At 66.9% G+C, this 17,864-nt stretch carries 16 protein-coding genes; 3 read left to right on the top strand and 13 right to left on the bottom strand.

The window, feature by feature from the left end; translation table 11 throughout:
- Positions 1 to 3 precede the first annotated feature (3 nt).
- The 6 genes from ACJH7A_RS00490 to lepA form a co-directional block, all read right to left on the bottom strand.
- Positions 4 to 1,224, bottom strand: coding sequence for an acyl-CoA dehydrogenase family protein (locus tag ACJH7A_RS00490; protein ID WP_212812273.1), 1,221 nt, complete (start codon positions 1,222 to 1,224; stop codon positions 4 to 6).
- On the bottom strand, positions 1,221 to 2,216 hold the full coding sequence (locus ACJH7A_RS00485) for an N-acetyltransferase (protein WP_212812274.1): 996 nt from the start codon (positions 2,214 to 2,216) through the stop codon (positions 1,221 to 1,223). Before ACJH7A_RS00485 ends, ACJH7A_RS00490 begins: the two co-directional genes overlap by 4 nt.
- Positions 2,213 to 3,760, bottom strand: coding sequence for an APC family permease (locus ACJH7A_RS00480; protein ID WP_212812275.1), 1,548 nt, complete (start codon positions 3,758 to 3,760; stop codon positions 2,213 to 2,215). The genes ACJH7A_RS00485 and ACJH7A_RS00480 overlap by 4 nt, the downstream gene beginning before the upstream one ends.
- 110 nt (positions 3,761 to 3,870) lie before the next feature.
- Positions 3,871 to 5,253 (bottom strand): LLM class flavin-dependent oxidoreductase, encoded by a 1,383-nt coding sequence (locus ACJH7A_RS00475; protein WP_406801269.1) that lies wholly within the window; start codon positions 5,251 to 5,253, stop codon positions 3,871 to 3,873.
- Entirely contained in the window at positions 5,250 to 6,572 is a 1,323-nt protein-coding gene (locus ACJH7A_RS00470) for an NtaA/DmoA family FMN-dependent monooxygenase (RefSeq protein WP_212812277.1), read from the bottom strand. Before ACJH7A_RS00470 ends, ACJH7A_RS00475 begins: the two co-directional genes overlap by 4 nt.
- Positions 6,573 to 6,709: 137 nt before the next feature.
- Positions 6,710 to 8,557, bottom strand: coding sequence for a translation elongation factor 4 (gene lepA, locus ACJH7A_RS00465; RefSeq protein WP_212814898.1), 1,848 nt, complete (start codon positions 8,555 to 8,557; stop codon positions 6,710 to 6,712).
- A gap of 94 nt (positions 8,558 to 8,651) precedes the next feature.
- Between lepA and ACJH7A_RS00460 the strand changes: the two genes are divergently transcribed.
- Complete coding sequence (locus tag ACJH7A_RS00460) at positions 8,652 to 9,266, top strand: type II toxin-antitoxin system PemK/MazF family toxin (protein WP_318985506.1); 615 nt, start codon at positions 8,652 to 8,654, stop codon at positions 9,264 to 9,266.
- Between the two features lie 153 nt (positions 9,267 to 9,419).
- Here the strand turns inward: ACJH7A_RS00460 and ACJH7A_RS00455 are convergent, their stop codons facing one another.
- The 5 genes from ACJH7A_RS00455 to ACJH7A_RS00435 all read right to left on the bottom strand — a co-directional run bounded on the left by ACJH7A_RS00455 (position 9,420) and on the right by ACJH7A_RS00435 (position 14,145).
- Positions 9,420 to 10,028, bottom strand: coding sequence for a GNAT family N-acetyltransferase (locus tag ACJH7A_RS00455; protein WP_318985507.1), 609 nt, complete (start codon positions 10,026 to 10,028; stop codon positions 9,420 to 9,422).
- Between the two features lie 150 nt (positions 10,029 to 10,178).
- Positions 10,179 to 10,610, bottom strand: coding sequence for a CBS domain-containing protein (locus tag ACJH7A_RS00450; RefSeq protein WP_064860038.1), 432 nt, complete (start codon positions 10,608 to 10,610; stop codon positions 10,179 to 10,181).
- Between the two features lie 67 nt (positions 10,611 to 10,677).
- Positions 10,678 to 11,517: a transglutaminase family protein gene (locus ACJH7A_RS00445; RefSeq protein ID WP_064986590.1), complete on the bottom strand. Its 840-nt coding sequence runs from the start codon at positions 11,515 to 11,517 to the stop codon at positions 10,678 to 10,680.
- A 1-nt stretch (position 11,518) separates the two neighbouring features.
- Positions 11,519 to 12,490, bottom strand: coding sequence for an alpha-E domain-containing protein (locus tag ACJH7A_RS00440; RefSeq protein ID WP_346414391.1), 972 nt, complete (start codon positions 12,488 to 12,490; stop codon positions 11,519 to 11,521).
- Complete coding sequence (locus ACJH7A_RS00435; protein WP_406801268.1) at positions 12,490 to 14,145, bottom strand: circularly permuted type 2 ATP-grasp protein; 1,656 nt, start codon at positions 14,143 to 14,145, stop codon at positions 12,490 to 12,492. The genes ACJH7A_RS00440 and ACJH7A_RS00435 overlap by 1 nt, the downstream gene beginning before the upstream one ends.
- Before the next feature lie 228 nt (positions 14,146 to 14,373).
- Here ACJH7A_RS00435 and rpsT point away from each other — a divergent pair, with 228 nt between their 5' ends.
- Entirely contained in the window at positions 14,374 to 14,634 is a 261-nt protein-coding gene (gene rpsT, locus ACJH7A_RS00430) for a 30S ribosomal protein S20 (protein WP_020102146.1), read from the top strand.
- 65 nt (positions 14,635 to 14,699) lie between these two features.
- On the opposite strand, the gene holA is transcribed toward rpsT, so the two are convergent.
- On the bottom strand, positions 14,700 to 15,641 hold the full coding sequence (gene holA / locus ACJH7A_RS00425; protein WP_346414477.1) for a DNA polymerase III subunit delta: 942 nt from the start codon (positions 15,639 to 15,641) through the stop codon (positions 14,700 to 14,702).
- A 121-nt stretch (positions 15,642 to 15,762) separates the two neighbouring features.
- Between holA and ACJH7A_RS00420 the strand changes: the two genes are divergently transcribed.
- Positions 15,763 to 16,479 carry a hypothetical protein gene (locus ACJH7A_RS00420; protein WP_318985509.1) on the top strand — a complete coding sequence of 239 codons (717 nt, stop codon included), beginning with the start codon at positions 15,763 to 15,765 and terminating at the stop codon, positions 16,477 to 16,479.
- A 4-nt stretch (positions 16,480 to 16,483) separates the two neighbouring features.
- On the opposite strand, the gene ACJH7A_RS00415 is transcribed toward ACJH7A_RS00420, so the two are convergent.
- The gene (locus ACJH7A_RS00415; protein ID WP_318985510.1) at positions 16,484 to 17,842 is read right to left on the bottom strand and encodes a glutamine synthetase family protein; all 1,359 of its coding nucleotides are present in this window, start codon (positions 17,840 to 17,842) and stop codon (positions 16,484 to 16,486) included.
- Positions 17,843 to 17,864: the final 22 nt, after the last annotated feature.

The raw sequence follows: 17,864 nt of genomic DNA, 5'->3' as shown, positions 1-17,864 counted from the left end.
CGCCTAATTGCCTTGTCCCCCACGCCCGAGCGCGGCGAAGTCGGGTACCGGGTCGGTGCCGTTGATCAGGTGATCGCCGAGGATGCGCGCCTTGTACACCCGCGGGTTGTGCGAGGCCAGTGTGCGGGCGTTGCGCCAATGCCGGTCCAGGCCACGCACTTCGGACACCCCGGACGCACCGAGCGCGTCGAAGATCGTCGTGGTGGCGCGCAGGGCGGCCGCGATGATCACCAGCTGCGCCTGGGACACCGCCACCTCGGCCGCGATCAGCCGCCGCCGCGCGCCGTCGTCGTCTCCGGCGATGCGGTCCAGCGCCTCGCCGGCCTTGGCAAGTGCGGCTTCCGCCGCGAACGCGTCGGCGGACACCTCACCGATGACGGCCAGAAGCTGCGCGTCCTGAGCTGGCACCTCGGTCAGGCCCTGTGGGTAGTTGCGCTTACGACCGAGCAGAGCCGCCGAGCCGTCGCGCAGCGCGGCCCGCGTGATTCCGGTCAGTACCGACAACATCGCGATCTGGTAGAAGTGGCCCTGATAGGCGAACCGTTCGGCGGCCGGAAACACATCGCCGCGTTCGGCCCGCACCCGCTCATAGCGGGCGGTCCCGCTGGCCGTGGTGCGCTGGCCGAAGCCGTCCCAGTCGTCGACCAGGGTGACCCCGGGACCGTCGGCGCGCACCAGTGCGGTGAGCAGTTCGCCGTCGTCACCGCGGCCGAGCACATCGAGCCAGTCCGCGTAAAGACTGCCCGTGGCATAGAATTTCGTGCCCGTCACCCGGTAGTGGTCTCCCTCGGTGGTGACGGTCGAGACCAGGTTGGCGAGCGTGACGTTGTTGGCCTCCGTCCAGCCACCACCGACGAATTCACCGGCCCGGAACCGGTTGATCCAGATGTCATTGGTATCGGATACCGGTGCGTTCAGCCGGTCCTCGACGAAGGCCAGATGGTTGCGCCAGATGTGCGCGACGTTGGCATCGGCCTCCCCGAGGTCGGCGAGCAGCAGGAACACCTGCTGCAGTGAGGCGCCGAAACCGCCGCGCTCCACCGGGATTCGCAGCGTGCCGAACCCCGCTTCATTGAGCAGGCTCACCTGCTCGTGCGGAAACGTCCGCGTGCGTTCGCGGTCCAGATTCGCCTCGGCGATCTTGGCGAACACCGGCGCGAAGTGCGCCCGTAGGTCGTCGAGATCGGCGGTCGGAGTCTGCAGATAGTTTGCGGTGGAGCTCATTTGGCGGATCCTTCCGAGTCGATGCGGTACGCGGACTGGTGTTCGACCGCGACGTATCCCAGTCGGGCATACAGCAGGTGCGCCTTGCTCGCATTGTTGATATCGGTGCCCAGCGACGCGATCGACAGGCCGCGGCGCAGCGCCGCCAGCCAGATCTTGCGCAGCAGGAATTCACCGATCCCGCGCTTGCGTTCGTCTGCGCGTACGCCGATGTAGTCGGTGTGCGCGCTGCGCTCCTCGGCGTCGCCGGTCAGGTGGGTGTAGGTCGAGCCCAGCACGTACCCGACCACCTCGCCCGCTTCGTTCACCACCGCGTTGCTGAAATCCGGTGTGAAAGCACGACTCTCGATGTGGTGGGCGAAGCTCTCCGGCGACTTGGACATGTTGCCGAAGTGTTCGAGGAACGTGTCGAACTGCAGACTGCGCACCTGTTCGGTGAGACCCCGCTCGATCACCTCCGGCCAGCTCAGCAACGTGAGTCCGGACAGCGTCAGGGCCTGCAGGTCCTCGGCGTCCTCGTCTTCCAGGGACTTGCGGGTCCGAATGAAGCGGCCTTCCTCCGTGGCGCCGAGTCGGATGAGGGCGTCGAGGGCGATCTGCTGCGTGGGCCCGATGAAACTGCGCAGGAACGCTTTCGGGATCACGGCGGCTTCCCGTTGGAACCGGGCGACTACCGCCACGACAGTCGCGTCGACGACGTCGTCCGCGGTCGCCGGGTCGAAGACGAAGTCCGCCAGGAACTCCGGGGCCAGCCCGTGCGGCTCGTGCAATGCCGCGTAGCCCCGGACGCGCTGCGCTTCGTCGTGCACCACCAGCAGCGCGTCGGGTAGGGCGTCGTCGAATTGTTCGGCGATATCACGGGAATCAGCCGCGAACTTGCGTCCCCCGATACCGACAGTGGTGGCCAGGAAATCGGCGATCTGTGGATGGTCGATCGGCGTCGCAGGTGTCACCGTCCAGCTTGTCACGCGGCGTTCTGCTTCCACTGTCATGGGGCCACCGGCTCCTTGTCGCGGTCCGGCTCACGATCGTCATCGGCACTCGTCTGCTCGGCCCGGTGATCGAGCACTTCGAGGATGCCTTCGTCGATCAGCCGCTGCTGCTCGGATTCGGACAGGGTCTGAATGCTGCCGATCCGACGGGCCACCTCAGGCCGGGTGCGCTTGAGATACCAGTACCAGGCCAGCCCCGCCAGCAGGATGCCCGCATAGATGAGCGGCAGGATGTTGAACGGGAACTTCGGTGCCGGATAGAAATTGCTGAAGATGACGTACCCGATGGCCAGCGTCGCGGCCACGGACACGGCCAGCCGCACCGGGGTGAGGGCCCGAATCTTGTACAGCCAGATGGGCGTTGCGACGACGACCAGCAGGTAGCTGACGAGGAATCCCCAATTGGCCACGAAAGCGCCGTAGACGTCGAACACCACGCGGCCGGCCGAACTCACGGTGGCCACCACCGAGAAGACGAAGGACAGCACGCCGATGAAGGCGATGCCGACCCACGGCGTCTTGTACTTGGGATGCACCTTGGTCAACGCGGCCGGCAGCGCACCCTCGTGGGCGAAGGTGAACAGCGACCGTGCCGCGGCGGTGGTCACAGCGGTGACGAACACGATGAACGCGATCGCCACGGTTGCGCTGACGACCTGGTTCACCCAGTGCACGCCGGTGGAGTCCGCGAGCTGCGGCAGGATCGCCTTGTCACCGTCGATCGAGTTGAAGTGCAGGATCTGCGGATAGGTCGACACGACGTAGAGCACACCCAGCAGTAAAACCACCCGCAGCAGGGAGCGGGCGATATTGCGGTGTGCGTCTTTGGCTTCCGCGCCGAGCGAGGCGACACTCTCGAAGCCGGCGTATGAACCGACGGCCGATACCGCGGCAATGAAAGTGGTACTGCTGCCCAGGTGTGCCGGGTTCCACTGCTCCCAATCGACGCGGAATCCATAGCCGACATACGAGGCGACGATGATCACCAGAATCGACGCGATGGCGATCAGCTCGAAGACCAGCTCGTACTTGGCTGCGATGGACGCACCGCGGAACGGCAGGTACGTCGCGACGCCGACGATGATCACCACCAGCAGCAGCCGGAACCACGTTGCCTGCGAACCCAATCCGATGGATTCCAGGAACGAGTCGAGGTAGACGACGCCGCCCAGGGTGCCGGTGGTGGCGAAACCGATGTATCCGATCAACAGGCTGAAACCTGCGGCGTAGGCGAATCCCGGGCCCAGCCCGTTACCGGTGTAGGTGCCCAGCGAGCCCGACGACACGGTGCGCCGGGCCTGGAAGCTGATGGTGGTGGCGATCAGCACGGTGATGGCCAAGCCGACGAGCACCGCCCAGGTCGCTCCGTTACCGGCGGCCACGAAAAGCGAAAAGGGCACCGACGCCAGCGCCACACTGGGTGCGGCGGCCGCCAGCCCCTGCGCGAAGACCCCCCAGAATCCCAGCGCGTCGTTCTGTAACCCATGACCTTGCGCGGAGGCCAGTGCGCGACCGGCCAGTTCCACGCGATTCGGTGCGGACACGTTGCCTGCCTTTCCACCCTGCGTATCGCGTAATGCTTTGCCGCACAGGTATTTACCGATCTATTACCGTGATATTCACTTTCCTCCAGTCACGGTCGATACGGCAGCGATCAAATCGACGCGATTCTTTGATGCCGGAACGCGGTACCGGGATGATCGTCGGGCAGCAGTGCAGACGCGCCGCCGAAAATTCGCTGTCGCAACGTCTCCGAAGAACCGGCCTCCCGCGCTCGCCCGCGCCGGCGCAGCTCGGGGATCAGGTGTTCGGCGACATCGACGAAGCTGCCCGGTGTGATGTGATACGAGATGTTGAAGCCGTCGACGCCCGCGCGCTCCGCGTAACTTTCCAGGTCGTCGGCGACGGTGCGGCCGGAGCCGACGAACAACGCGCCCCCGAAGCCGCCGAGCCCACCGGCATAGTCACGCAACGTAAGACGCTGGCGCGCATCGGGATCGGCCACGGCGGCCAGGATCGACCGGCTCGCGTCGGTGTCGAACTGTTCGATCGGCCGGTCCACCCCGTAGCCGGACCAGTCGACACCCGACAGCGCCGACAACAGCACCAGACCGGCTTCGAGACCGTGGTAACGCGCCAGTTCGTCGGCCTTCGCCTGTGCGGCGGCATCGGTGCTGTCGGTGACGATCTCGACCGAGGTCAGAAACTTGATGGCGTCCGGACGCCGCCCGTATTGCACTGCGCGACGCCGGATGTCGGCGATGTTGGCGCGCAACACCTCCGGACGGGGATCGCTGGCGAACACCAATTCGGCATTGCGCGCCGCGAATTCCCTTCCCGCCGTCGATGTTCCGGCCTGGAACAACACGGGAGTGCGTTGCGGGGACGGTTCGACCAGATGCGCACCCGGCACGCTGAAGTAGCGGCCGTGATGCCCGATGGGGTGCACCTTGTCGGCGTCGGTGTAGACGCCACGGTCGCGGTCGCGCAGTACCGCGTCGGGTTCCCAGGACCCTTCCCACAGCTTGTAGGTGACTTCGAGGAACTCTTGCGCCATCGCGTACCGCTCATCGTGCGGAATCTGCCGGTCGCGCGCGATGATGTTGCGGGCGGCGCTGTCCAGCAGCGACGTGACGATGTTCCACCCGATCCGCCCACCGGTGAGGTGGTCGAGCGTACTGAACTTGCGCGCCAGCAGATATGGACTCTCGTACGTGGTGGACACCGTGATGCCGAAGCCGAGATGCTCGGTGGCGGCCGCCATCGCGGAGACGGCGAGCAGCGGGTCGGTGACCGGTGTCTGCACCGCGCCGGTGAGCGCCGCCTGCGCGCTGCCACCGAAGACGTCGAGCTGGCCGACCGCGTCGGCGATGAAGAGCAGATCGAAGCCGCCGGCCTCCAAGAGCTGCGCGAGTTCCACCCAGTACCGGAGGTCGGTGTACCGGGAGGTCTGGTCCTGCGGGTGACGCCACATGCCGAAGTTGCCGTGCGACACCGTCGACATGGTGAAACCGGCGAGGACGAAGGGCTCCGTCATCGGGCACCTGGCTCAGCGAAAGACGAGGCGCGAGCGGGGACCTCCAGCCCGAGATGCGATCGCAACGTCGTGCCCGCGTATTCGTGGCGGAACAGGCCGCGCTTGCGCAGCACCGGAACCACCTGATCGACGAACAACTCGGCCTGGCCGGGCAATCCGGAGTCGCGAAGGACGAAACCGTCTGCGGCGCCTTGGGTGAACCACTCCTCGAGTTCGTCGGCTATGCGTTCCGGGGTGCCGACGACGCCGGCGCCCCAGCCGTTGACGGTGCGATACAGGAAGTCCCGCACGGTCGGGCTTTCCGCGGCCAGCGCGCGATATCCGGCCAGCGCGGTCTGGTGCGTCTGCGTGGATTCGGGAAATGCCGAGTCGGGCACGGGTCCGTCGAGATCGGCGCCGACGACGTCGACCTCCACCTCGAGCAGCCAGGCCGCCTGATATTCGGGGCTGAAGTACTCGTACTCGTCCCGTTCGGCGCGGCGCGCCTCGTCCTCGGTCGAGCCGATGACGTAGCGGAACGACGGGGTGATCAGCGGCGGTGTGGCGCGGCCGAGACGCCGGGCCTCCTGGTGGATTTGCCGATAGAACTCTTGTGCCCGTTCGCGATTGCCGTGGCTGGTGAAGATGACCTCGGCGTGCTGGGCGGCGAAAGTCCTACCGGTGGTCGACGCTCCGGCCTGGAAGATCACCGGCTGGCCCTGCGCGGAGCGCGACGCACCCAGCGGGCCCGTCACATCGAAGTACTTGCCGTGATGGTTTGCCGTACGAATCGTGTTGACATCGTGGAAGACTCCGGCGGCCCGGTCCTCGATGATCGTGTCCTCGCCCCACCCGTCCCAGAGTTTGCGGACCACGTCGAGCGCCTCTTCGGCGATCGCGTAGCGCTCGTCGTGATCGACGACGCCCCGCGCGCTGAAATTGTCCGCCGCCGCGCGAGCGAAACTGGTCACCAGATTCCATCCGGCTCGCCCGCCGCTGAGGTGATCGAGCGAAAGCAGCTGCCGCGCCAGGTGGAAAGGATGCTGCAGCGTCGCCGAGCCGGTGACCACCAGACCGATGTGGTCGGTCACCGACGACAGCGCGGCCGTCGCGGTGAGCGGTTCGAAATCCTCGGGAATCTTGTAGGCCCAGGTGGCCGGCGGCCCGTAGTTCAGCCCGTCGGCGAAGAACAGTGCGTCGAAGGTGCCCGCTTCCGCCGTCTGCGCGTGTTTGATGAGGCGGCGCCGCACACCCGCGGTGCTGTTGTCTGCATCGGGGTGCCGCCACGGTCCGGCGGATCGAGTGTTGCCGAACGCTAGAAGGTGAAGTTCTTTCGACACACCGTGCAAGCTACGACTCGAGGCGCCCGGCACCCAGGTTTGCGCTCAGAACGATGCGATGGGAACAAATCCGCAGGCGTCAGAGGCGATTTGTGCACGATTTTCCGCGGTGACCGCGGAAAATCGTGCACAAATCCCTACTTCTTGGGCTTGTCGCTCGCCGCGTCGGTCGACAGCGCGGCCACGAAGGCCTCCTGCGGAACCTCAACCCGGCCAATGGTTTTCATGCGCTTCTTGCCCTCCTTCTGCTTCTCGAGCAGCTTGCGCTTACGGGTGATGTCACCGCCGTAGCACTTGGAGAGCACGTCCTTGCGGATGGCCCGGATGTTCTCGCGCGCAATGATTCTCGAGCCGATCGCGGCCTGCACCGGGACCTCGAACTGCTGACGCGGGATCAGCTCCTTGAGCTTGGTCGTCATCTTGTTGCCGTACGCCGACGCCGAATCCTTGTGCACGATGGCACTGAACGCGTCGACGGCCTCGCCCTGCAGCAGGATGTCGACCTTCACCAGATCGGCTTCCTGCTCGCCGGCCTCTTCGTAATCCAGCGACGCGTAGCCGCGCGTGCGGGACTTCAGCGAGTCGAAGAAGTCGAAGATGATCTCGCCGAGCGGCATGGTGTAGCGCAGCTCGACGCGCTCCGGGGACAGGTAGTCCATGCCCTGCAGTTCACCGCGGCGGGACTGACAGAGCTCCATGATGGTGCCGATGAACTCGCTGGGCGCGATCACCGTCGTCTTCACGACCGGCTCGAAGACGCTGCGCACCTTGCCTTCCGGCCAGTCCGACGGGTTGGTGACGACCATCTCGGTGTTGTCGTCCTTGATCACCCGGTAGACCACGTTGGGCGAGGTGGAGATCAGGTCCAGGTTGAACTCGCGCTCGAGGCGCTCCCGGGTGATCTCCATGTGCAGCAGGCCCAGGAAGCCGCAGCGGAAGCCGAAGCCAAGGGCCACAGAGGTTTCCGGCTCGTAGGTCAGCGCGGCGTCGTTGAGCTGGAGCTTGTCGAGGGCGTCGCGCAGGTTCGGGTAGTCCGACCCGTCGACGGGGTACAGGCCCGAGTAGACCATCGGCTTGGGCTCGCGGTAGCCCGTCAGCGCGTCGGTGGCGCCCTTGCGGGCCGTGGTCACGGTGTCACCGACCTTGGACTGACGGACGTCCTTCACACCGGTGATGAGGTAACCCACCTCGCCGACGCCGAGGCCCTCGGAGGCCTTGGGCTCGGGCGACACGATGCCGACCTCGAGCAGTTCGTGCGTCGCTCCGGTCGACATCATCGCGATCTTCTCGCGCGGGACGATCTTGCCGTCCACCACCCGGACGTAGGTCACCACGCCGCGGTAGATGTCGTAGACCGAGTCGAAGATCATCGCGCGGGTCGGGGCATCCGGGTCGCCGGTCGGTGCCGGGATCTGGCGGACGACGGCGTCGAGCAGCTCCTTGACGCCTTCACCGGTCTTGCCCGACACCCGCAGCACGTCGGACGGCTCACAGCCGATGATGTGCGCGATCTCACCCGCGTAGCGGTCCGGGTCGGCGGCCGGCAGGTCGATCTTGTTGAGCACCGGGATGATCGTCAGGTCGCGGTCCAGCGCCAGGTACAGGTTGGCCAGGGTCTGCGCCTCGATGCCCTGCGCGGCGTCGACCAGCAGCACGGCGCCCTCACAGGCCTCCAGCGCGCGCGACACCTCGTAGGTGAAGTCGACGTGGCCCGGGGTGTCGATCAGGTGCAGGACGAACTCCTCGTCACCGACCTTCCAGGGCAGCCGGACGTTCTGCGCCTTGATCGTGATGCCGCGCTCACGCTCGATGTCCATGCGGTCCAGGTACTGCGCGCGCATCGACCGGTCGTCGACGACGCCGGTGAGCTGCAGCATGCGGTCGGCCAGGGTGGACTTGCCGTGGTCGATATGGGCGATGATGCAGAAGTTCCGAATCTGCGCCGGCGCAGTGAACGTCTTGTCGGCGAAACTGCTGATGGGAATCTCCTGGTGACGATGGGTCTGCGCGTATCACGCGCGGCTACCAGGGTATCTAGCGAGGACCCCGGCGACTAAATCGCGGCCCGGAAACTCCCCTATGCTCGATGCCATGGCGTCGCAGTGGAGGACGTTCCAGCGTCTGGCGGAACAACTGGTGTTCAACGAGGCGCCCAAGCTCATCCGCACCTTGCAGCAGCCCGACGGGCTGTCCCGGACCATTCAGCAGGGCATCCGGTTCGGCATCGAGGTGGGCCTGACGGCGCTCGGCGCCGTCCCGACGGAAACCCAGGCGGCCATCACCGCCGGGCGCCCGATCACCGAGACCATCGTCCCCACGGCGCACCGCGCCCGTCGTATCGTCTACTCCCCCGACCTGGACGGCCAGGCCGACCCGGGCGAGATCGTCTGGACCTGGGTCGTCTACGAAGACGACCCGACGCGCGGCAAGGACCGTCCGGTGCTGGTCGTGGGCCGCGACCGCAGCACCTTGCTGGGGCTGATGCTGTCCAGCCAGGACCGCCACCAGGGCGACGCCGACTGGGTGGGCATCGGTTCGGGCAGCTGGGACTACGAAGGCCGCGCCAGTTGGGTGCGCCTCGACCGCGTGCTCGACGTGCCGGAGGAAGGCATCCGCCGCGAAGGCGCGATCCTCGACCGCGAGAAGTTCGAGATCATCGCCGCCCGCCTCCGCGCCAGTTACTCCTGGCGCTAGTTCCCGCGAGCCACCCCTCTCCCGCGAGCCGCCCCTTCCCGCTAGCCCCCTTCCCGCGAGCGGCCGTGTTTGTACGGCGACACGCCGCTTTTGGCGTGCAATCAGGGGCCGCTCGTGCCCGTCGAGCGTGCGTTGACCGCGCGTTGAGCGGGCTCAGCGCGCCGGACGCCACATCGGAATCAGGCTCGGCCCACCGTTCGGCAGCGTCATCTCGCCCGTGACCTCGAACCCGAACCGCTCGTAGTACGGCACGTTCACCGGGTTGCTCGATTCCAGATAGGCCGGGGCATGTTCGGCGTCGACGCGGTCCAGCCGGGACCGCATGAGGGCCTGCCCGTACCCGCCGCCGCGCACCGTCGGGTCGCTGCCGATCACCGCGAGGTACCAATGCGGCTCCTCCGGGTGGTGCTTCTTCATCAGCTCCGCGGCCGCCTGGCCGCGCAGCACCGCGGTGCCGAACGTCAGCAGCATCATGGGCACGGCCCGCAGCTCGGCGCCGCGCGTCTGCTGCCACTTGCCCGGGGGATCCCACAACGCCGCCGCGCCGATGCCGTCCCCCGACAAGGCCACCTCGACGCCGCCGTGGCCCAAGTGCTGGTACTTGGTGAGCGCCGTGAACAGGCGTGGCAGCCGGCGTCGGCGCAGCCCATCGTCGGGCAGCATCCACGTCATCACCGGGTCGTCGGCGAATGCGCGGGCAAGGGTGTGCGACAAGCCGCCGATGTCGGAGCGGGTGGCCGCCCGGGTCTGAATTTCACGCATGCCGCCAGCTTGCCGTGAATCGTCCCGCCGGTGCAGGCGCCGCCGACAATTCGCGCCCGTTCGCCGCCGGTGAGCGCCCCCGAATTGCCCGGCGAACTCGGCGTGTCGCCGTGCAGACACGGCCGCTCGCGGGAAGTGGTGACGGGAAAGTCAACCGCCCTGGGTGATGTAGTCCTGCAGGTGCTGCTGCTCGGTCTCGAGCTCTTCCATCCGCGTCTTGACGACGTCGCCGATGCTGACGATGCCGGCCAGCCGGCCGTCGTCGAGGACGGGCACGTGCCGCACCCGGTTCTGCGTCATCAGCACCACGAGGTGGTCGACGGTGTCGCGCGGTGTGCACGTCGCCAGGACAGTCGTCATGATCTCCGAAACCGGCTGGCCCAGTAGGCCACCGCCGCGCTTGTGCAGCTCCCGCACGACGTCGCGCTCGGACACGATGCCGGCCAATCCGTCGTCTCCGACCACCACCATGGCACCGATGTTCAACGCCGCGAGACTGGCCAGAAGTTGCGACACCGTGGTCTCCGGGGCGATGGTCGCTACCGCGGCACCCTTGTTGCTCAGTACGTCCGCGATCCGCATCGCCCGCCTCCGATCGTGATCCACCTCACATCCATGGTAGTCGGCGACGGAGAGTGCGCGGCGAAAGTCAAGCGAGCCGGGTGATTTCCACGACGACGTCCAGGTCGGTGGAACCCTCGCCCGAGTAGATGCCCTTCAGCGGGGTGACGTCCGCATAGTCCCGCCCCACCGCGACGGTCACGTACTGCTCGTTGATCTCGACGTCGTTGGTCGGGTCGTAGTCCCACCAGCCGCCGGTCCAGGCCTGCACCCAGGCGTGGCTCTGGCCTTCGATGGTGTCGCCGACCTCCGCCCGGCGCTGCGGGTGCAGATAACCGGACACATACCGGGCCGGAATCCCCATGCCGCGCAGCAGGATCAACGTCAGGTGCGCGAAGTCCTGACAGACGCCCTTGCCCTCACGCAACGCGTCCAGCCCGGACGAGTGCACACCCGTCGTGCCCGGGACGTAGTCCAGCTCGGTGTTGACCCAGTTCGCCGCGGCGATCACGGCCTCCTGCGGGTCGTAGTACTTCATGATCCGCTGGCCGACGCGCTGCAGCCGCTTGCTGACCGGCGTGTACCGGGTCGGGACGAGCAGTTCGTCGAACCGGTCCCGCACGCCGGCGCCTGCCAGGTCGTCCCACGTGACCAGTTCCGCGGGCATTTCACCCTTGTCGGTCTCGACGACCGAGGACGACGTCACCTCCAACTCGGTGTGCGGCGCATGCAGATCGAAGGCCGTCACCGCGGTGCCCCAGTAGTCGATGTACCGGTACGACCGGGTGGCCGGCGTGGTCTCGACGCGGTTGAGGACGACGTTCTGCCGCGAGTCCGAACGCGGCGTCAGACGGGCCTCGTTGAACGACGCCGTCACCGCCGACTTGTAGGCATACCCGGTGGCATGGACAACTCTGAGCCGCCACATATCAGATTTCACCTTCTTCGATAACCGATACCGGGTGGCCCGCGTCCGTCCACGCGACCCACGGCGCCGCGTGAAAGTACTCCAGCGCCAATGCTTCTCCGATTTCCCGGCAGCTGCGTTGCAGACCCGCCAGGCGATCCTCCAGAGAGTCCAGCAGCAGGCCCGGCTGCAGGAACTCCAACTCGCTCCGCGCCCGGCCGAGCAGGCGCTGCGCCTCACCGGTGGCACCGATGCGGTCATGCGGCCGGTTGTGCAGCTCGTCCAGATGCCGCTCGGCCAGCCGCAGCGAATAGAACACCGACCGCGGAAACAGCCTGTCCAGCAACATGAATTCGACGACCCGGCCGGCATCGAGCACGCCGCGGTAGGTCCGCAGGTAGGTGTCGTGGGCACCGGCCGAGCGCAGCACCGTCACCCACGCGGGCGACGACGCACTGTCACCGACGCGGGCCAGCAGCAGGCGCACCGTCATGTCGACACGCTCGATCGCCCGGCCCAGCATCATGAAGCGGTAGCCGTCGTCGCGCGACAGCGTCGAGTCGGCCAGGCCCGCGAACATCGCTGCGCGGCCTTCCACGAAGCTCAGGAACTCGTGCGGCCCAAGCCTTCTGGCGGCCCGCTCCCGTTCGGCGAGGGCGTTGTAGGTGGTGTTGAGGCACTCCCACATCTCGGTGGACGTGACTTCGCGTGCGCCGCGGGCATTTTCGCGGGCCGCCGAGATGGACTCGACGATCGAGTTCTGCGCGTCACCGCGGCCGAACGCGACGAGGTCGGTCAGCGACCACATGTCCAGCGGTGCCGCCGGCGGCTCGATCCCGAGGACCCGCAACAAGGTTCGCGATGCCAGGTCGGGGTCGACGCTCGAGTCCTCCAACAGCTGGTGCACGGTGACGTCCAGGATGCGGGCGGTGTCGTCGGCCCGCTCGACGTAGCGGCCGATCCAGTACAGCGATTCCGCGTTACGCGCCAACATCAGTACATCACCGCCTGTTGCTGTTGCTGCTGCTGTTGATGGGCAGTCTGGACGGCCTGCTGTGGGGGTCCCTCGTCGGCGGCCTGCCCGGCGGACGGCAGGGAGCGGACGACTTCGGCGGCGCCGAGCTCGTGGGTGGCGGTCGACGCCCGCGACGCCAGCACCCAGGTGTCCTTCGAGCCGCCACCTTGGCTGGAGTTGACGACCAGCGAGCCCTCCGGCAGGGCGACGCGGGTCAGGCCGCCGGGCAGCACCCAGACGTCGTCACCGTCGTTGACCGCGAAGGGCCGCAGATCGACGTGCCGGGGTGCCAGCTTGTCGCCGATGCGCGTCGGCACCGTCGACAGCTGCACGACGGGCTGGGCGATCCACCCGCGCGGGTCGGCGCGGACCTTCTTCGAGATCGCGGCGATCTCCTTCTCGGTGGCGTCCGGTCCGAAGACGATGCCGTAGCCGCCCGAGCCCTCGACGGGCTTGATGACCAGCTCGCGGATGCGGTCGAGCACTTCCTCGCATTCGTCCTCGAGCCAACAGCGGTAGGTGTCGACGTTCGCCAGCAGAGGCTTCTCGCCCAGGTAGTACTCGATGATGGTCGGCACGTAGGTGTAGACGAGCTTGTCGTCGCCGACACCGTTGCCCACGGCGCTGGAGATGACGACGTTGCCCGCGCGGGCCGCGTTGAGCAGCCCGGCGACGCCGAGCACCGTGTCGGGCCGGAACTGCATGGGGTCGAGGAACATGTCGTCGATGCGGCGGTAGATGACGTCCACCTGGCGCTCGCCTTCGGTGGTCCGCATGTAGACGACGTTGTCGCGACAGAACAGATCACGGCCCTCGACCAGCTCGACGCCCATCTGCCGGGCCAGCAGCGAGTGCTCGAAGTAGGCCGAGTTGTAGACGCCCGGGGTGAGGACCACCACAGTCGGGTCCGCTTCGTTCGACGCCGCCGCGTTGCGCAGCGCCCGCAGCAGGTGCGACGAGTAGTCACCGACCGCCCGCACCCGGTGCGTCGCGAAGAGGTTGGGGAAGACGCGGGCCATGGTGCGCCGGTTCTCCATCACGTAGGACACCCCCGACGGCGAGCGCAGGTTGTCCTCGAGCACCCGGAAGTCGCCCTTGTCGTCCCGGATCAGGTCGATGCCCGCGACGTGGATGCGGACGCCGTTGGGCGGGACGATCCCGGCGGCCTCGCGGTGGAAGTGCTCGCACGAGGTCACCAGCCGGCGCGGGATGACCCCGTCGCGCAGGATTTCCTGGTCGCCGTAGACGTCGTCGAGGTACATCTCGAGCGCCTTGACCCGCTGCTTGATGCCCTTTTCCAGCTTCGACCACTCGGCGGCCGAGATGACCCTGGGCACCAGGTCCAGCGGAAACGGCCGCTCCTGACCGGACAGCGAGAATGTGATGCCCTGGTCGGTGAACGCGCGGCCGAGCGCTTCCGACCGGGCTGCCAGCTCGGACGTGTCCGATGGCGCCAATTCGGCGAAGACGCCCTTGTAGAGACCCCGGACGGCACCCTGGGCGTCGAACATCTCGTCGTACGCGGCGGCATAACTGTCGACGTCGTCGTAGCCGTCGAACACACCGTCGTAGCGATTCCCTGGGGAGGTCGGCCGCGTCCGCGCGGGACCACTGTGCGATGTCCGTGGGCTCATGGCAGACATGCTGCATCAACCTGGCAGTTTCGGCAGGGCAACTTGGCATTCACGGATATGCTCGGGGTCGTCGCCGGCCAGTGCGCGCATGCCGCGCTTTGGGGTTTTCGCATGGACGCTGGTAACCTGAACAGTCGCTGCCCGTTGACGGGCGAAGAGCGCAGACTTAAGACCGAGCATGCTCGTCCCCGTGCATGCCCAAATTGAGATTTAGAAGGAACGACACGCGTGGCCAACATCAAGTCGCAGGAAAAGCGCATCCGCACCAACGAGCGTGCACGTCTGCGCAACCAGTCGGTGAAGTCGGCGCTGCGTACGGCCATCCGCGGTTTCCGTGAGGCCGTCGAGGCGGGCGAGAAGGAAAAGGCCGGCGAGCTGCTCGTCGCCACCAACCGCAAGCTGGACAAGGCCGCCACCAAGGGTGTCATCCACAAGAACCAGGCCGCCAACAAGAAGTCGGCGCTGACCCTGGCCTTCAACAAGCTCTGATCTGAGCCGGTAGCTTTCGCGAAACCGCGGCCCGTTCACCGGGCCGCGGTTTTGTTGTGTCCGGACTAGCTGTCGGCCAACTCGGCGACGCGCCGCACCGCCGACTCCAGCGCGTAGTCGGCGTTGGCCGCCACACCCTTGACGTCGGCGTTCAGCGCCGCCACCACCCGCAGTGCCTCGGCCACGGTGTCCCGGTTCCAGCGCCGCGCCTGCTTCTGCGCCTTCTGCACGCGCCACGGCGGCATCCCCAACTCCCCCGCCAACCGGTAGGGGTCACCGGACTGACCGCCGACCCGCGCAATCGAGTGCACGGCCTCGGCCAGCGCATCGGCCAGCACCACGTGCGGCACGCCGCCGGCCATCGCCCAGCGCAACGCCTCGGCGACACCACTGACATCGCCCGAAACCGCCTTGTCCGCGATGTCGAACCCGTTCACCTCCGCCTTACCGGAGTGGTAGCGCCGTACCGCCGCCGCATCGATCTGACCGCCCGTGTCGGCCACCAGCTGCGAGCACGCCGCCGCCAGTTCGCGGATGTCCGATCCGACCGAGTCGAGCACGGCATTGATGGCGTCGTCACCGACCTTCACCTTCAACGACCGGAATTCCTTGCGCACGAAGTCGGCGCGCTCGGCGGCCTTGGTGATCTTCGCGCACGGATGTACCTCGGCGCCAAGCTTTTTCAGCTGATCGGCCAGCGCCTTCGCGCGGCCACCACCGGAGTGCACGACGACGAGCATGGTGCCGCCCGGCAGGTCGGCTGCCGCGTCGGCGATGAGGGCGACGGCGTCCTTGCCGGCTTCGGCGGCAGACTCGAGGACCACCACACGTTCCTCGGCGAACAGCGACGGGCTCAGCAGCTCGGCGAGCTCGCTGGTGGACACGTCACCGGCCCGCAGCCGGTCGACCGGCACGTTGTCGTTGCCGGCCTGCTTGCGCGCGTTCCGCAGTACGTCCGCCACCGCCCGCTCGACCAGCAGTTCCTCGTCGCCCAACACCAGATGCAACGCCTCGGTCGATCCACTCACCCGTTGATCGTTTCATGGCGGGCAGACAATCAGCGCAGTGCGGGTTGCGAATACCGGGTTAGGGTTGCAATGCGCGATTGGTGATGCCAGGGAGGGGACCATGACTGGCATCGATGAGGAAACTCTCATTGCCGCAGTCGCGGACTGGCAATTGAGCGAGGTTCGGATTCTTGAACCAGGGGCAACGACGCGGCAGCTCATTCCCGAAGCCTGGTGGCCCGTGGCCGAATCTACTGACCCCGACGAACGGAAACACGCGGCCCTGGAATTGTGGAACGCGGACTTCCTCGCATTAATCCCGCGCTATGCGCACTCGCTGCAGACTGCGCTCGTCGACGTGCGAGTGGCCAAGCACAGGTACTACAGCGCACCCTCTCTCGACTACGTCCTGCGCACCGACGAAGGAGAACTACGTGTATGGGCGGGTGATGATCCTCGCACCTTCGGAGACATCGACCCCCCCTTCTTCGCAACCCTCCCCACGCCGGTACAAACATTCCTACGCCAGGTTCACGCCGGCTACGCCACATTCGACGGCGAGTCCAACGGATTGGTTTCGCCGTCTGGCATGGTCACACTCGCAGCCCGCTGGTTTCAGCCGCCCGACACCAACGAGATCATCGAATGGTTCGAAGACGTGCCGTTCCCCGGCACCCAACGCTTGATATTCCTCACCGGCGTCAATGACGAAACTGCCCTGTATGTCTCTCCGGATCTCCCAGCAGGACAAGCAATCACCTACTACGAACCTGACTTCGAAATCGCGCCGTTCGGTGAAGCGCTGGACGACTTCCTCACCGGGCCGTTGGACAACTGAACCCTCACACACTCCACGCCAGCCGGAACTTCTCGGCCAGTTCGGTGTCGGACAGGCCGCCGTAGTTCTGCTGTTCGTAGCCGCGCACACCCAGCACGGCGTCGATCGGCGCGTCCCCGAGGATGTCGCGGACCACGGCGCTGTGCCGCAGCGCATCGAGCACCTCGGGCTGCTTCGCCGGCAGCGTCACCACGCCGGCGTGCTCGCGCTGGGCTTGCTTCAGGGACCCGGGGTCGACGGTGACCTCGGGCGGCAGCGGCAGTTCGCGGGTGATGCCGTCGAGCGCCAGGCCGAGGATGGTCGCCGACGCCAGGTACGGATTGGCCGACGGGTCGACGATCTTGACCTCGACGTTGGCGCCATGCGGATTTCCGGACTCGGCGCTGACGAAGCGCACGGCGGCCTCCCGGTTCTCGGTGCCCCAGCAGACGGTGGCGCCGGACCAACTTCCCGGCTGGATTCGCAGACCGGACACGATCGAGCCACACAGCACGCCCTGCGCGTCAGGCAGACCGGCTAGCAGCCCCGCTATGGCCGACTCGCCGGCATCGGTCATACCGCGCTCCCCTGAGCCACCGGAGAACACCGGCACACTGTCACGATTCAGTGAAAAGTGTTGATGTGCACCGGAACCCACACTGCCGGCGAACGGCACCGGAGACAGGCTGACGCGCAGGCCGTGGCGGCGGGCGACGCGGCTGATGATGACGCGCGCGAGCACCAGCTGGTCCGCGGCGGCCACCGGATCGCGGGGCAACAGCGAGAATTCGAATTGGTTGGCTCCGTACTCGGGATGGAACTGTTCGATCGACAACCCTGCGGCGGCGGCCGCGTCCATCACGTCCCGGACGAAACCCTCGAATTCGAGCACGCCGGCCAGCCCATACTGCGCCCACAGGTTGGCCGGCAGCTGCGCGCCGTCGGAGCCGACGAGCACGAACTCCACCTCGTGCCCGACCACGGCCGTCAGCCCGGCCGCGGCCAATCGCTGCGTAACCCGTTGCAGCACAGCGCGACCGCAGTACGGGTCCGCGTTGCCGTCCTGGGTGAAGAACGCACCTGGCGCCCAGGCGAGGCCGTCCCCCAAGAGGGCCCGCCCCGTCAGGTCAACACGGACCAGCCGGTCCCCGACCACACCGATCTCATCGCTCACCACGATGCCGGCCTGGTCGATGGCGAAGACGTGCCACGTCGGGCTGGTACCCAACCCATGCTCGGCGAAAACCGCCACCCGGTTCAGCGGAACCACCTTGACCTGTGTCAGGCCTGCGGCATTGACCACGGTGCCGATCAGGGTCCCGACGCCCGCCGCTTCGAGCGCCGCAACTGCCGCTGCCACGGACCCGGCCGGATCGTCATCCACGTCAATAATTCTGCTACGCGAC

This window comes from Mycobacterium sp. SMC-17 (assembly GCF_045310915.1).
Lineage (GTDB): Bacteria > Actinomycetota > Actinomycetes > Mycobacteriales > Mycobacteriaceae > Mycobacterium.
This window is presented reverse-complemented; position numbering and strand designations above follow the sequence as displayed.

Coding starts and splice junctions, on each gene's coding strand:
- ACJH7A_RS00490 (WP_212812273.1), bottom strand. CDS start 1,224: ATGAGCTCCACCGCAAACTATCTGCAGACTCCGACCGCCGATCTCGAC.
- ACJH7A_RS00485 (WP_212812274.1), bottom strand. CDS start 2,216: ATGACAGTGGAAGCAGAACGCCGCGTGACAAGCTGGACGGTGACACCT.
- ACJH7A_RS00475 (WP_406801269.1), bottom strand. CDS start 5,253: ATGACGGAGCCCTTCGTCCTCGCCGGTTTCACCATGTCGACGGTGTCG.
- ACJH7A_RS00460 (WP_318985506.1), top strand. CDS start 8,652: ATGCTCGATGCCATGGCGTCGCAGTGGAGGACGTTCCAGCGTCTGGCG.
- ACJH7A_RS00455 (WP_318985507.1), bottom strand. CDS start 10,028: ATGCGTGAAATTCAGACCCGGGCGGCCACCCGCTCCGACATCGGCGGC.
- ACJH7A_RS00450 (WP_064860038.1), bottom strand. CDS start 10,610: ATGCGGATCGCGGACGTACTGAGCAACAAGGGTGCCGCGGTAGCGACC.
- ACJH7A_RS00445 (WP_064986590.1), bottom strand. CDS start 11,517: ATGTGGCGGCTCAGAGTTGTCCATGCCACCGGGTATGCCTACAAGTCG.
- ACJH7A_RS00440 (WP_346414391.1), bottom strand. CDS start 12,490: ATGTTGGCGCGTAACGCGGAATCGCTGTACTGGATCGGCCGCTACGTC.
- ACJH7A_RS00435 (WP_406801268.1), bottom strand. CDS start 14,145: ATGAGCCCACGGACATCGCACAGTGGTCCCGCGCGGACGCGGCCGACC.
- ACJH7A_RS00420 (WP_318985509.1), top strand. CDS start 15,763: ATGACTGGCATCGATGAGGAAACTCTCATTGCCGCAGTCGCGGACTGG.